Origin of the sequence: Lentzea sp. NPDC059081, from assembly GCF_042738015.1 — a bacterium.
In the GTDB taxonomy this organism is placed as follows: Bacteria; Actinomycetota; Actinomycetes; order Mycobacteriales; family Pseudonocardiaceae; genus Lentzea.
This window is the reverse complement of record NZ_JBHYGW010000031.1, coordinates 23,198-35,860: the sequence shown is the minus strand read 5'-3', so window position 1 is coordinate 35,860 and position 12,663 is coordinate 23,198. Positions and strand designations below refer to the sequence as shown.

The window sequence follows — 12,663 nt, the reverse complement described above, 5'->3', positions numbered from 1 at the left end:
ATGTATGACTGGGACCACATTGTGCGCAACTTTGTTTGAGTCCCTGTTCGGTTCGCACGAGCGGGTGTCACCTGTAGGAGCGATGATGGTTCGGTACACGCCTGGTTCCACTCCGTTGCCGCAATTCGGGCGGCGCACGATGCTGCGGGCCATGATGGCGGGCGCGGGCGTCGCGGCGACCGGTGGTCTGCTCTCGGCGTGCGGCGGCGGCTCGAGCTCCGGCGGCGACTCCAAAGTGGTCACGTTCGGCAACAACCTGTCCGACCAGGTGCCGAAGGACGCGATCACGGCCGCGCTGAAGGGCTTCGAAGGCCAGTCGGGCGGCCTGTCCGTCACGATCAACACCAAGCAGCACGAGCAGTACCAGGAGCAGATCAACAACTACCTGCAGGGCAAGCCGGACGACGTGCTCGCGTGGTTCGCCGGCTACCGCATGCGGTTCTTCGCCGACCAGGGCCTCACCGGCGACCTCAGCGACCTGTGGGGCAAGATCGGCGGCAACTACTCCGACGCGCTCAAGCAGGCGTCGACGGCCACCGACGGCAAGCAGTACTTCGTCCCGTTCACGCAGTACCCGTGGGGCATGTTCTACCGCAAGAGCCTGTGGCAGGAACGCGGCTACGCGGTGCCGAAGAACCTGGACGAGCTCGTCGCGCTCGCCACGAAGATGCAGTCCGACGGCCTGGTCCCGATCGCCTTCGCGCAGAAGCAGGGCTGGCCGGGCATGGGCACGTTCGACCAGCTGAACTTCCGCATCAACGGCTACCAGTTCCACGTGGACCTGCTGGCGGGCAAGGAAGACTGGCAGGACAAGAAGGTCAAGGACGTCTTCGACACCTGGAAGCGCCTGCTGCCGTTCCACCAGGAGAACGCGCTCGGCCGCGAGTGGCAGGAAGCCGCGCAGTCGTTGCAGCAGAAGAAGTCCGGCATGTACCTGCTGGGCTCGTTCCTCGGCCAGCAGTTCCCCGACGCCGAGAAGGACGACCTCGACTTCTTCCCGTTCCCGGAGATCAACCCGACGCACGGCATCGACACGGTCGAGGCGCCGATCGACGGCTACATGATGGCCAAGAAGCCGGGCAACTCCGAGGGCGCGCTCAAGCTGCTCGAGTACCTGTCGACGGCCGAGCCGCAGCTCACCTACCTGAAGTCCGACGCGTCCGTGGTCGCGACGAACCAGAAGGCGGACACCTCGGGCTACAACTCGCTGCAGAAGAAGGCGGCCGAGGTCATCAAGAACGCGAAGCACATCACGCAGTTCCTCGACCGCGACACCGACCCCGGCTTCGCGAGCGAGGCGGCCACCAACGGCCTCATCGCGTTCATCAAGGACCCGAACAGCGTCGACTCCGTGCTCAAGGGCATGGCTGACCAGGCGAAGAACATCTTCAAGTGACCGCGGTGCAGGAGAAGCCGAAGGCGGTGGCCCCCGACGGGCCGCCGCCTCGTCGGCGTGGAAAACGTGCCACCGCCCTCGCGGGCACGGACAAGCTGGTGCTCGGGCTCATGCTCGGCATCCCCACGGTCGTGCACCTGCTGTTCGTGTGGATCCCGGCGCTGGGCTCGGTCGCGCTGTCGTTCAGCCGCTGGAACGGCATCGGCGGCCTCGAGGACATCGAGTGGATCGGCGTCGGCAACTACGTCGAGATCTTCACCGAGTACCCGCGCTTCTGGCCGGCGGTGCAGCACAACCTGATCTGGCTGGTGTTCCTGCTGGTCGTGCCGACCTCGGCCGGCCTGCTGCTCGCCGTGCTGCTGGACCGCGAGATCAAGTTCAGCCGCATCTACCAGAGCGCGCTGTACCTGCCGATGGTCCTGTCGCTCGCGCTGGTGGGCTTCATCTGGCAGCTGATCTACACGCCCGACGGCGGCCTGCTGAACTCGGTGCTGGGGCTCGACAAACCGGTCGACTGGATCGGCGACTCGGACATCAACCTCTACGCGGTGCTCGTCGCGGCCGCGTGGCGCCACACCGGTTACATCATGCTGCTGTACTTGGCGGGCCTGAAGTCGGTGGACCCGGCCCTGAAGGAAGCGGCGGCCCTGGACGGCGCGTCCGCCGCGCAGACGTTCTTCCGCGTCACGTTCCCCGTGATGAAGCCGGTCAACGTAGTCGTGCTCGTGGTGACGGTGATCGAGGCGCTGCGCGCGTTCGACATCGTGTACGTCATCAACAAGGGCCGCAACGGCCTGGAGCTGCTGTCGGTGCTGGTGACCGACAACATCATCGGCGAGGCGTCGCGCATCGGCCGCGGCTCCGCGGTGGCCGTGGTGCTGCTGACCATCTCGCTCGGCTTCATCATCACGTACCTGTACCAGGTGTTCAGCAAGGAGAACCGGACGTGACGGCGACCTTGGAACGCCCCGCTGCCCCAGTCGCGAAGAAGCGGCCCCTGACCGTCCCGCGCGTGGCACTGCACGCGTTCCTGGTCCTGACGTGCCTGATGACGCTGGCACCGCTGCTGTGGGCCGTCTACGCGTCGCTGCGGACCTACGACGACACGTCGGTGAACGGCTACTTCTCGGTCGCCAAGTCGCTGACGTTCGAGAACTTCGCGAAGGCGTGGGAGATCGGCAACCTGCCGCACTTCTACTGGAACACGCTGGTGATCACGATCCCGGCCCTGGTGCTGACCCTCGGCCTGAGCTCGATGGTCGCGTTCGGCGTGTCCCGCTTCAGCTTCAAGTTCAACATCGCGCTGCTGATGCTGTTCACCGCGGGCAACCTGCTGCCGCAGCAGGTGATCGTGACGCCGTTGTGGCGGTTGTACCGGCTGATCGAGGTGCCGGCGTGGGTGTCGGACAGCGAGTCGCTGATCGACTCGCAGCTCGGCGTGATCCTGATCCACGTCGCGTTCCAGATGGGGTTCTGCACGTTCGTGCTGTCGAACTACATGAAGACGATCCCGTATGAGCTGACTGAAGCGGCTCGGGTGGACGGGGCTTCGGTTTTCCGGCAGTACTGGCAGTTGACGTTGCCGCTGTGCCGTCCGGTGCTGGCGGCGTTGGCGACGCTGGAGTTCACCTGGATCTACAACGACTTCCTGTGGGCGTTGGTGTTGATCCAGAACGGTGACAAGATGCCTGTTACGTCTGCTTTGCAGAACTTGAAGGGGACGTTCTTCACCGACAACAACCTGATCGCCGCCGGATCGTTGTTGGTGGCGCTGCCGACGTTGGTGGTGTTCTTCGTGTTGCAGCGGCAGTTCGTGGGCGGGTTGACGCTGGGGTCGACGAAGGGCTGAAGCGGTCTCGTTCCAGCGTGGTTGCGGTGCGTTGGGCCGGTGCCTGTTCCAGCGTGGGCGTGCACCTCGGACGGGCGTGGTTGCTTGTCGCGACTTCGTCGCGAGGCGATTGGGGCTTGACTTCGGGGCCCTTGCGAGGCGCTGCGACGGGCGGGAAAAGGTCGGATGCTCCGCACCCGCCCGAACCCGGCAGGGTAGCGCCTCGCACCCAAAGTCAAGCCCCAATCGCAGGCGGGTGGTTGCGTCATCACCGCTGCCCAGCGGCGTAGGGGAAGACGGCTCGCCTTCGGCATCGTGCGCGCGCAGGACTGCTCGCCTTCGGCATCGCGTCGATTCCCCTTCGCACCGCAAGTACGCGGAAGGGGCGAGAGCCGTCCGGCCCTCGCCCCTTCCGCGTACTTGCGGCTACTTCCCGCCCGTCTGCGGGTTGTAGTCCGAAATGCTGCCCCACCGCCCGACGGGGATCACGATCACCCGAGCCTTGCCCACCACGTTGGCGATCGGGATCGCGCCGTCCGCGGGGGTCGGGTCGCCGTGCTTGCGCGAGTCCGACGAGTTGTTGCGGTTGTCGCCCATCACCCACAGCTTGCCCGCGGGGACGGTGACCTTCTCGAACGAGTCCTGCTGGCGCGGGCCGCCGCCGAAGTTCAGGTACGGCTCGTCCAGCGGATTGCCGTCGACCATCACGCGGCCCTGGTCGTCGCAGCACTCGACGGTCTGGCCGCCGACGGCGATGACGCGCTTGATGAAGTCCGTGCCGCTGGGCTCGGAGAGGTTCACCATCGAGCCGAGGTCCTGGAGCGTGCCGACCACGAAGTTCGGGGGCTCCTTGCCGCCCGTCCAGTTCGGCGGGCCGCGGAAGACGACCACGTCGCCGGGGCGGGGGTCGCTGAACAGGTACGTGATCTTCTCGACCAGCACCTTGTCGTTCACGCAGCCCGTGCAGCCGTGCAGGGTCGTCTCCATCGAGGCCGACGGGATGACGAACACGCGCGCGACGAACGTCTGGATGACGACGGTCAGCACCAGCGCGACGCTGAAGATGACCAGCAGTTCCCTCCAGAACGGCTGCTTCTTCCTCGTCTTCTTCCTGGAGAACCGGGGTGCCGGATCCTCCTCGGGAGAAGGGGAGGAGTAGGACGAAGCGGACGACCTGGACGTGGAGAAGCGCGTGGTGCGCTCCGGGCCGTCCCCAGCGGGAGGTGTCGTCTCCCAGCTCGACGAAGAACCGTCGTTCACGCGATGACTCACACGCCCCACCTTACGGACGTCCGGGTAGGCGCAACGTGAACAGGGCACCGCCCTCGGGCGCTCTGCCCGCCGTGGCCGTGCCGCCGTGCCGTTGCGCCACCTGCTTGACGATGGCCAGTCCCAGGCCGGAACCGGGCAGGGTCCTCGCCTCGGACGAGCGGTAGAACCGCTCGAAAACGTGAGGTAGATCGGCGTCCGCGATGCCGGGGCCCGCGTCCGCCACTTCCACCACGGCGCTGCCGTCGCCCACCTGGCGGACGTTCAGCCGCACCGATGAACCCGAGGGACTGAACTTCACCGCGTTGTCGAGGAGGTTCAGCACCGCGCGTTCGAGAGCACTTGAATCACCCAGAAGTGTCCACGGTTGCAGCTGCACGTCGAACGTGACTGCGTTCGAGGCGCGGCGGCGTGCGCGGTCCAGCGACCGTTCTACCACCTCGACGAGGTCGACGGGCTCGTGGATGACCTGCGGGGCGTCCTCGCGGGCCAGTTCGACCAGGTCACCGATCAACGTCGTCAGCTCGTCGAGCTGACCGCGGACGTCCGACTGGATCTCCGTTTTGTCCTCTTGGGACAGTGTGGGGGAATCCGGGCGTTCGGAGGCCAGCAACAGCTCCAGGTTGGTGCGCATGGACGTCAACGGCGTGCGCAGCTCGTGGCCCGCGTCGGCGACCAGCCGGCGTTGTCGTTCCTGCGACTCCGCCACGGCGCCGAGCATCGCGTTGAAGCTGTGCGTCAGCCGCGCCAGCTCGTCGTCGCCCGACACCGGGATCGGTCTGAGGTCACCCGTGTTCGCGACGCGTTCGGTGGCCTCCGTCAGTCGTTGCACGGGACGCAGACCCGTGCGTGCGACGGCTGTGCCCGCGATGGCCGCGAGCAGCACGCCGGCGCCGCCGATGAGCAGCAGGACCACGCTGAGCTTGGCCAGCGTCGTGCGCTGCGGCGTCATCGACTGGGCGATGATGATCGCCTGGCCGGGCTGGTACTTGACGGCGATGACCCGCGACTCGGTCCTGTTGTCGGTCCAGATGAACTCGTCGCGCTCGCCCTGGGCGACGTCCCACGCCTCCTCGACCGTCGGCGGACGGTCGGAGCCCTGCGGGTAGAGCAGCTGGCCGCTGTCGGCGAGCAGCACGCCCATCTTCACGTCGCCCGCGGCCAGGAACGCCGCCGGGTACTTGCCGACGAAGTCCGGCGTGTTGATCTTCTCGCCGGCCGCCACGGCCACCGCGCGGGTGCGCAGGCTCTCGTTCAGGGCGTCGTACACGCTCTTGCGCACGATCATGTACGCGCCGAACGAGACCAGCGCGACGGCGCCGGCGACGCAGAACGCCGCCAGCCAGGTGACCCGGGCCCGCAGCGACGCCTTCTGCAGGCGCCCCTGGGGTTCGAAGATCACGGAGGGGTCTCCCGCAGGACGTACCCCACCCCACGCACCGTGTGGATCAGCCTCGGCTCGCCCTCCGCCTCCGTCTTGCGGCGCAGGTAGCCCACGTAGACCTCGAGAGCGTTGCCCGAGGTCGGGAAGTCGTATCCCCACACGTCCTCCAGGATGCGGCTGCGGGTGAGCACCTGGCGCGGGTGGGCCAGCAGGAGCTCGAGCAGCGCGAACTCGGTGCGGGTGAGGCTGATCGGGCGGTCGCCGCGGCGGACGTCCCTGGTGGACGGGTCCAGCTCCAGGTCGGCGAACTTGAGCACGGCGGCGGACTGCGTCGCGGCGGCGTCGTCGTGGGCGGCCCTGCGCAGCAGCGCGCGCAGCCTCGCCAGCAGCTCCTCCAGCGCGAACGGCTTGGGCAGGTAGTCGTCGGCACCGGCGTCCAGACCGGACACCCGGTCGCTCACGGCGTCGCGCGCGGTCAGCACGAGGATCGGCAGGTCGTCCCCGGTGCTGCGCAGCCTGCGGCAGACCTCGAGGCCGTCGAGGCGGGGCATCATCACGTCGAGCACCATCGCGTCCGGCCGTGCGGAGGTCACCGACTCCAGGGCCTGCATGCCGTCTCCGGCCGTCTCGACCTGGTAGCCGTTGAACTGGAGCGAACGGCGGAGTGACTCCCTGACCGCCCGATCGTCGTCCACAACGAGGATGCGCATGGGGGCAAGTCTTGCCGAGGGATCTGAGAGCCGCCTGAGAAGGGCCCTAACTGCGGGTGTGAGTACTGCGTTAGTTCTTGCTAGCCCTCGAGGCCCCTGGCGACGGGCGCGTTCCACTTCCGCCAGAGCGCGATCAGCCGAATGGTGATGATTATTGACGCACCAGTCAGCGCGACCAGGCCTTTCGGCAACCGGGCCCACTCGCCCAGCACGACGACGACCGCTCCGCACAGCGCCGCCACGGCGTAGATCTCCTTCCTCAGGACCAATGGGATCTCACGAAGAAGAAGGTCGCGGAGTGCGCCGCCACCGATGCCGGTCGTCATTCCGATCAGGCATGCCGCGTACGGAGGCGCGCCGAGCGACAACGCGGTGGTGGTGCCCGACGTGACGAACAGGCCGAGCCCCACGGCGTCGAGCAGCAGCACGGACCGGCGGTGCTTGGCGACCTGCGGGTGGTACCAGAAGACGACCAGGCCGGTGACGCCCGCGACCAGCAGGTACGGCCAGCTGCGCAGGCTCGTCGGCGGGTGCACCCCCAGCAGGACGTCGCGGATGATGCCGCCGCCCAGCGCCGTGGTGAGCGCCAGGATGATCACGCCGAACACGTCCAACCTGGCACGGACCGCGGCCACCGCACCGGAGGCGGCGAACACGGCGATCCCGATCAGCTCCAGGACGATGAGCAGCACGAATGGAAAGGCTAGCTGCTCACCGCTGCGACGCATTCCGGCGGTAACCGACCTCCATCCGCCCGCCGGCGGACGCCAGGACGTGCTCCACGACCGCGATGAACCGCTCGGCGCCCTCGCCCCGCACCAGCGCCCGGTACGAGTCCACCAGCTCGTCCTCCTTGGCGTCGCGGAGACGGCGCAGCAACCACTTCCCGTGCCCCAGCCACCGGTTCTGCACGACCAGCGCCAGCTCCCCCGCGCAGGTCAGCAGCCGTGCCGCGACGAACAGCCGCTCGTCGTCGTCCCGTGCCCCGAGCAGGTCTTCGAGCAGGTCCGTCGTGCCGTAGCGGCGGTCTTCCAGCTCGGTCACGGTCGCGAGTGGAGGGCCGGCATCGAGCAGAGCGCGCGCCTCGGCCCGCATCCGCGCACCGGTGCCATCGGCGTCGAGCATGAGAAAACCCTCGGCGCACATGTGCAGCAACGGAGGGCGCCGGTCCTTCGTGTCACGGGCGACGAAGTCGTAGAACGACTCGACGGTGTGGCAGAACAGCTCGACCGGCCAGCCGCGGTGTTCCAGCGTCTCCCGGAACGCGCCGGGCAGGTCGTTGACGATCACGACCATGTCGAGGTCCGAGTTCGCCGTGTAGGTGCCGGCCGCGACGCTGCCGCCGAGGAACGCCGCCCTCGCCAGCGGATAGCGCTCGTCGAGCACGTCGCGGGCGGCCTGGACGGGATCCTTGTCCCAGTCCAGGGGCTGTCCGGTGACGTAGTAGTCCTGGTCGGGGTCCAGCGGCCCGAGCACCCGCTCGACGTCGTCCCGGGACTCCGGCACGACCTGGTGCAGGTCGACGAGCCACGGGTTGTCCTCGGCGTCGAAGAACGGCCGGATCTGCAGGAACTCCTCGCGCGAGAGCTCCCGCACGCTGACCGGTGGCCCGCTGCCGCGCCTCGCATAGCCCTTCAGGCGCCAACCGATGTTGTCGCCGTAGGCATGCCTGACCTCGTCCTGGTCCCCCGCCACGCCCTCATTGTTACTTGAGAGCGCCGTTCGGGTGAACATCGACGCGCGTCAAAAGAAATCCGCGAGCCGGGGAATGCCGGCCCCGCCGACGAGCCGGTCCAGCGCCGCCGCGTCCGCCGGGTCGCCCTCCAGCAAACCCGCGCGCCGCAACGCGTGCGTGTTCTGCGCACCCGCGAACCACGGCCCGAGCGCCCGCGCGTGCAGCCGGACGGCACCCGTTCCACCAGGCTCGATGCGCACGGATCCGCCCTCGGCGACGAGACGCCACGGGCCCGCGTGCCACGGCGCGTGCGGGTCGACGATCTCCAGGTCCACGGCAGCGTCGGCCGGATCCGGCCAGCCGCGGGCGGCCACCGCGGCGGGCAGGTCGACGACGCGCAGCATCCACGTCGCGGTCCACACCGAGTGCCGCAGCGGGGTGCCGGCCAGCAGGTTCACCGTCGCCGGATCGGTGACCCGCAGGTCCACCGCCTCGAGCGTGCCCGCCCAGGACGCCAGCGACGACAGCAGTGTCAGCTGCGCCTCGGCGTCGAGCGCCACGAGGTCGAACACCTTGAGCCGTCCCATGTCGCCACCGGGCTCGCGCTGCGCCGTCAGGTACCCGCGCAGGCCGTTCGGACCGGGCAGCACGCTCACCAGGTCCATCTCGAGCACCTTCGCGAGCTCGATCCGGGGCGGACGGCGGTCGGCCAGGCCGTCGACGGTGCGCGCCACCTCCAGGTAGCACTCGTGCAGGGCGCTGAGATCGCTCTCACGGGCCGGGCGGGACGGGATCCGTTCGGAGGGCTTCGGAACCGCCAGCAGCCGGTCCATGGGCAGCTCGACCCACTCCAGGACGCCGGAGCGTTCCCAGCCGCGGCCCCGGTACAACGTCGGCACGGTCGCGTAGAGGACCGAGAGCGCCTGTCCGTGCTCCCGCATGACGTTCAGCGAAGCGTCGAGCAACGCGTTCGCGACCCCACGGCCGCGCATCGCACCGTCGACGGCGACGCCACCGATCCCGCCCATCGGGACCGCGGCGCCGCCGTAGAACTGCGCGTACTCACCAATGCCGAGCACCCCGGCGACCTGGCCGTCGAGCTCCGCGACCAGCCCGTGCGTGCCCGGCCTCGTCAGCCGCTCCGGCCGCTCGGTCGAGTTGAACGCGACCTTGCGCAGCCGGAACACGGCGTCGAGGTCGTCCTCGGTGTACTCGCGGATCTTCACGAACCCCTGCTTACCAGGTGAAGAAGCCCTGACCCGACTTCTTGCCAAGCTCACCGCGGGCCACCTTGTCCCGCAGCAGCGCCGGCGGTTCGAAGCGCGGTCCCAGCTCAGCGGCGAGGTGCTCGGCGATCGCGAGCCGGACGTCGAGCCCGACCAGGTCCGTGAGCTCCAACGGCCCCATCGGCCAGCGGTACCCGAGCTTCATGCCGGTGTCGATGTCCGCGGCGGAGGCCACACCCTCCTCCAGCATGCGGATCGCCTCCACGCCGACGGCGACGCCCAGCCGGGACGTCGCGAAGCCCGGCGAGTCGCGGACCTCGATGACGGTCTTGCCCAGCTCCTCGGCCCACGCCCGCGCCTTGGCGACGTTCGCCGGGTCGACGCCCTCGTGGTGGACGAGCTCGACCAGTTGCTGCACCGGCACGGGGTTGAAGAAGTGCATGCCCAGCACGCGGTCGCCGGGCAGTCCGGCGGCGATCTCGGCGATCGAGAGCGACGACGTGTTCGACGCGAGCACGGCCTGCGGGCACCTCGCCGCCGCGTCGCCCAGCACCTTCTGCTTGAGCGGCACGTTCTCCGGCACGGCCTCGACGACCAGCGCCGCGTCCTCCGGCAGCTCACCGGTGCTCAGGTTCGCGAACACCGCTGCGGCGTCGGCGAGCTTGCCCTTCTCCTGCGCCTTGTCGAGCGACCGCCGGACGGCGAGCCTGCCCTGTTCGGCGCGGTCCGCGTCGGCCTCCGCGAGCGTGACCTCGTGGCCGCCCGCGAGCAGCACGTGGACGATGCCCGCGCCCATCGTGCCGCCGCCGATGACGACAGCCTTCACGCGACGGCCCCGGACGCGTCGAGCACGTCGGCGCTGAACATCGCGACCAGCTCCATCCCGCCGATCTCGGCGAGGTTGGCACCAGACGTGGCCCACTCCGGCGACTGGAGGGCGGCCTTGAACGACGCCTCCGACTCGAAGTACATCTCGGCGACGAGGTGCGGTTCGGTCTCACCGAGGAACCCCGCGAAGAACACCCGCTGCACCCTGGCGACCTCGGCGCGCACGAGTCCGGGAACCGAGCTCACGATCGGCAGGTGCGACTCGAAGTACGCCTTGTCGAACACCTCGGCATCCGCGGGCTTCTTGTACAGCGCGATGTACTTGATCATGTGACACCATCCTCCTCGACTCGCCGAGCACTGTAACGGCTGGGGTACCCGAGGAGCTGGGGCACGATGGTGAGGTGCGGATCATCCTGCTGCGCCACGGACAGAGCCTCGGCAACGTCGACGAGCTCGCCTACTGCCGCATCCCCGACCACGCCCTCCCGCTGACCGAGACCGGCGAACGGCAGGCCCGCGCGGCCGGCCCGACGATCAGGTCGCTGGTCGGCGACGACCCGGTCGCGGCCTACATCTCGCCGTACAAGAGGACGAAGCGGACGTTCGAGCTGCTGGGCCTCGACGCCGAGCGGGTCGTCACCGAGCCGCGGGTGCGCGAGCAGGACTGGGGCAACCTGCAGGACCCGGTGCAGCAGGAGGTGCTCAAGCACCAGCGGCACGCGTTCGGCCACTTCTTCTTCCGGCTGCCCAACGGGGAGTCCGGCGCCGACGTGGACGACCGGGTCGCGGCGTTCCTCGACGGCCTGACGGTGCGCATGCACAAGGACGAGGGGCACCCGAAGACGGTGCTCGTGGTGTCGCACGGCCTGACGATCAGGTTGCTGTGCCGCAGGTTCTTCGACTGGAGCATCGACCTGTTCGAGTCGCTGTCCAACCCGGACACGTGCGAGCACCGCGTCCTCGACCACGACGGCACCGGCTGGAAGCTGGACCGCCCCTTCGACCAGTGGCGCGACTCACCGGACGGAACGGTCCAGCTGGCCCGTTAGAGCAGCCCCCGCTTGTAGGCCGCGACGAGCCGCCGGGGCACGAGGAGCTCCTTGCCGTCCAACGTCCGCACGCGCACGAGGTCCGGCACGGCGGCCTTCCACTGCGACCGGCGGTGTCGCGTGTTGGATCGCGAGGTCTTGCGCTTCGGAACGGCCATCAGCGCTCTCGCTTCCCGTAGCGGCGGTTGAACTTCTCGACCCGGCCGGCGGTGTCGACCAGCCGTTGCGTGCCCGTCCAGAACGGGTGCGAGTCGGCGGTGATGTCGACGACCAGCAGCGGGTAGGAGTTGCCGTCCTCCCACTCGACCGTCCTGCTCGACGTGGCCGTCGACCGGGTCAGGAACGTCCTGCCGGTGGACGCGTCCTGGAAGACGACGGGGTGGTAGTCGGGGTGGATTCCTGGCTTCACAGCTCCAGCTCTCTGATCGAGTCCACGAAGGACAGTTCGTCGTCGGTCAGCAGCGCCTTGGCGAACGCCGCGGTTATGTCGTCCGGTTCCCCCAGCGTGATCGCCACGATCCGGGTGGCCCTGCCGTCACGCGGTCCGCCGGCACCGACGTGCAGCCCGCCTCCCGCGGACTCCAGATGCAGCGCGAGATCCGGCTCGTCGGCGACCCACAGCCGTCCGCGTGAGCGCACCACCGTGCCGTCGAGCAACGAGTCGAGCGCCTCGTCGAGCCGCGCGGGGTGGAACGGCCGGTCGGCCGTGAACACCGCCGTCGAGACACCGCACTCCGGCGTGAGGGGCACCATCCGCGGCCGCGCGGACCGTTGCACCACAACGGCGTCCGGCGTGCAGAGGTGCGCACCGGGCGCGAGCCGGTCGAGCACGGCGAGCGTCCGTTCGTCCGCATCCCCTTGCAGCACCAGCACATCGGCGGCCTCGGCCTGGGCGACGACGACCTGCGCCACCGTCCGCTGGTCGCTGACCATGGACGCGTCACCGAGCGCGTCGTCCAGCCAGCTCGCCGCGTCGAGCACGGTGATCACGCACTCGACGTCGACGCCGAGGTTGCGGCGCACCGCGTCCGGCTCCAGCAACGGGTCGAGGTGCAGCACGACGGTGTGGCCCCGGAAGGTCCCGAGCAGCCCGCGCAGGTCCTCCCGCACGGTGCAGGACACGCACCCGTGCAGCAGCTCGACGTCGGTCACGACGCCGTCCACCCACCGACGCACGCACGTCTCCGCGGCGATGTGCCTGACCAGCACCGAACCGGGCCGGTCCCGCCACACCCGCACGGCGACGTCGTGGTCCACCAGCCCCGCCACCATGACGACAACGGTTTCCATGTGAG

15 protein-coding genes are annotated in these 12,663 nt (G+C 68.9%); 4 read left to right on the top strand and 11 right to left on the bottom strand.

Features of this window, described 5'->3' with window-relative positions:
- The first annotated feature begins 82 nt into the window (after positions 1 to 82).
- Genes ACFWV3_RS39035 through ACFWV3_RS39025 form a run of 3 tightly spaced genes read left to right on the top strand, consistent with a single transcriptional unit; the run spans position 83 to position 3,245 of the window.
- The gene (locus ACFWV3_RS39035) at positions 83 to 1,396 is read left to right on the top strand and encodes an ABC transporter substrate-binding protein (RefSeq protein ID WP_382418970.1); all 1,314 of its coding nucleotides are present in this window, start codon (positions 83 to 85) and stop codon (positions 1,394 to 1,396) included.
- Positions 1,393 to 2,346: a carbohydrate ABC transporter permease gene (locus ACFWV3_RS39030; RefSeq protein WP_382418969.1), complete on the top strand. Its 954-nt coding sequence runs from the start codon at positions 1,393 to 1,395 to the stop codon at positions 2,344 to 2,346. The genes ACFWV3_RS39035 and ACFWV3_RS39030 overlap by 4 nt, the downstream gene beginning before the upstream one ends.
- Positions 2,343 to 3,245 (top strand): carbohydrate ABC transporter permease, encoded by a 903-nt coding sequence (locus ACFWV3_RS39025; RefSeq protein WP_382418968.1) that lies wholly within the window; start codon positions 2,343 to 2,345, stop codon positions 3,243 to 3,245. The genes ACFWV3_RS39030 and ACFWV3_RS39025 overlap by 4 nt, the downstream gene beginning before the upstream one ends.
- 405 nt (positions 3,246 to 3,650) lie before the next feature.
- Here ACFWV3_RS39025 and lepB read toward each other — a convergent pair whose 3' ends face one another.
- The 8 genes from lepB to ACFWV3_RS38985 all read right to left on the bottom strand — a co-directional run bounded on the left by lepB (position 3,651) and on the right by ACFWV3_RS38985 (position 10,646).
- On the bottom strand, positions 3,651 to 4,496 hold the full coding sequence (gene lepB, locus ACFWV3_RS39020; RefSeq protein ID WP_382418967.1) for a signal peptidase I: 846 nt from the start codon (positions 4,494 to 4,496) through the stop codon (positions 3,651 to 3,653).
- 10 nt (positions 4,497 to 4,506) lie between these two features.
- Entirely contained in the window at positions 4,507 to 5,895 is a 1,389-nt protein-coding gene (locus ACFWV3_RS39015) for a sensor histidine kinase (RefSeq protein ID WP_382418966.1), read from the bottom strand.
- On the bottom strand, positions 5,892 to 6,587 hold the full coding sequence (locus ACFWV3_RS39010; protein ID WP_382418965.1) for a response regulator transcription factor: 696 nt from the start codon (positions 6,585 to 6,587) through the stop codon (positions 5,892 to 5,894). The genes ACFWV3_RS39015 and ACFWV3_RS39010 overlap by 4 nt, the downstream gene beginning before the upstream one ends.
- An 80-nt stretch (positions 6,588 to 6,667) precedes the next feature.
- Positions 6,668 to 7,279 (bottom strand): trimeric intracellular cation channel family protein, encoded by a 612-nt coding sequence (locus tag ACFWV3_RS39005; protein ID WP_382418964.1) that lies wholly within the window; start codon positions 7,277 to 7,279, stop codon positions 6,668 to 6,670.
- A 19-nt stretch (positions 7,280 to 7,298) separates the two neighbouring features.
- Positions 7,299 to 8,282 (bottom strand): nucleotidyltransferase domain-containing protein, encoded by a 984-nt coding sequence (locus ACFWV3_RS39000; RefSeq protein WP_382418963.1) that lies wholly within the window; start codon positions 8,280 to 8,282, stop codon positions 7,299 to 7,301.
- A gap of 48 nt (positions 8,283 to 8,330) precedes the next feature.
- Positions 8,331 to 9,488 carry an enhanced intracellular survival protein Eis gene (eis, locus tag ACFWV3_RS38995; RefSeq protein ID WP_382418962.1) on the bottom strand — a complete coding sequence of 386 codons (1,158 nt, stop codon included), beginning with the start codon at positions 9,486 to 9,488 and terminating at the stop codon, positions 8,331 to 8,333.
- Between the two features lie 10 nt (positions 9,489 to 9,498).
- Positions 9,499 to 10,314 (bottom strand): 3-hydroxyacyl-CoA dehydrogenase family protein, encoded by an 816-nt coding sequence (locus ACFWV3_RS38990; protein WP_382418961.1) that lies wholly within the window; start codon positions 10,312 to 10,314, stop codon positions 9,499 to 9,501.
- A complete protein-coding gene (locus ACFWV3_RS38985) occupies positions 10,311 to 10,646 on the bottom strand; it encodes an EthD family reductase (protein WP_382418960.1) in 336 nt (111 codons plus the stop codon). Before ACFWV3_RS38985 ends, ACFWV3_RS38990 begins: the two co-directional genes overlap by 4 nt.
- A gap of 74 nt (positions 10,647 to 10,720) precedes the next feature.
- Here ACFWV3_RS38985 and ACFWV3_RS38980 point away from each other — a divergent pair, with 74 nt between their 5' ends.
- Entirely contained in the window at positions 10,721 to 11,368 is a 648-nt protein-coding gene (locus ACFWV3_RS38980) for a histidine phosphatase family protein (protein ID WP_382418959.1), read from the top strand.
- Here ACFWV3_RS38980 and rpmF read toward each other — a convergent pair.
- From rpmF to ACFWV3_RS38965, 3 genes are read right to left on the bottom strand one after another with little or no spacing between them, the layout of a single operon-like run.
- Positions 11,365 to 11,526 (bottom strand): 50S ribosomal protein L32, encoded by a 162-nt coding sequence (rpmF, locus tag ACFWV3_RS38975; RefSeq protein WP_382418958.1) that lies wholly within the window; start codon positions 11,524 to 11,526, stop codon positions 11,365 to 11,367. The genes ACFWV3_RS38980 and rpmF overlap by 4 nt on opposite strands.
- Entirely contained in the window at positions 11,526 to 11,777 is a 252-nt protein-coding gene (locus ACFWV3_RS38970; RefSeq protein WP_382418957.1) for a type B 50S ribosomal protein L31, read from the bottom strand. The genes rpmF and ACFWV3_RS38970 overlap by 1 nt, the downstream gene beginning before the upstream one ends.
- Positions 11,774 to 12,658: a GTP-binding protein gene (locus ACFWV3_RS38965; protein ID WP_382418956.1), complete on the bottom strand. Its 885-nt coding sequence runs from the start codon at positions 12,656 to 12,658 to the stop codon at positions 11,774 to 11,776. The genes ACFWV3_RS38970 and ACFWV3_RS38965 overlap by 4 nt, the downstream gene beginning before the upstream one ends.
- Positions 12,659 to 12,663: the final 5 nt, after the last annotated feature.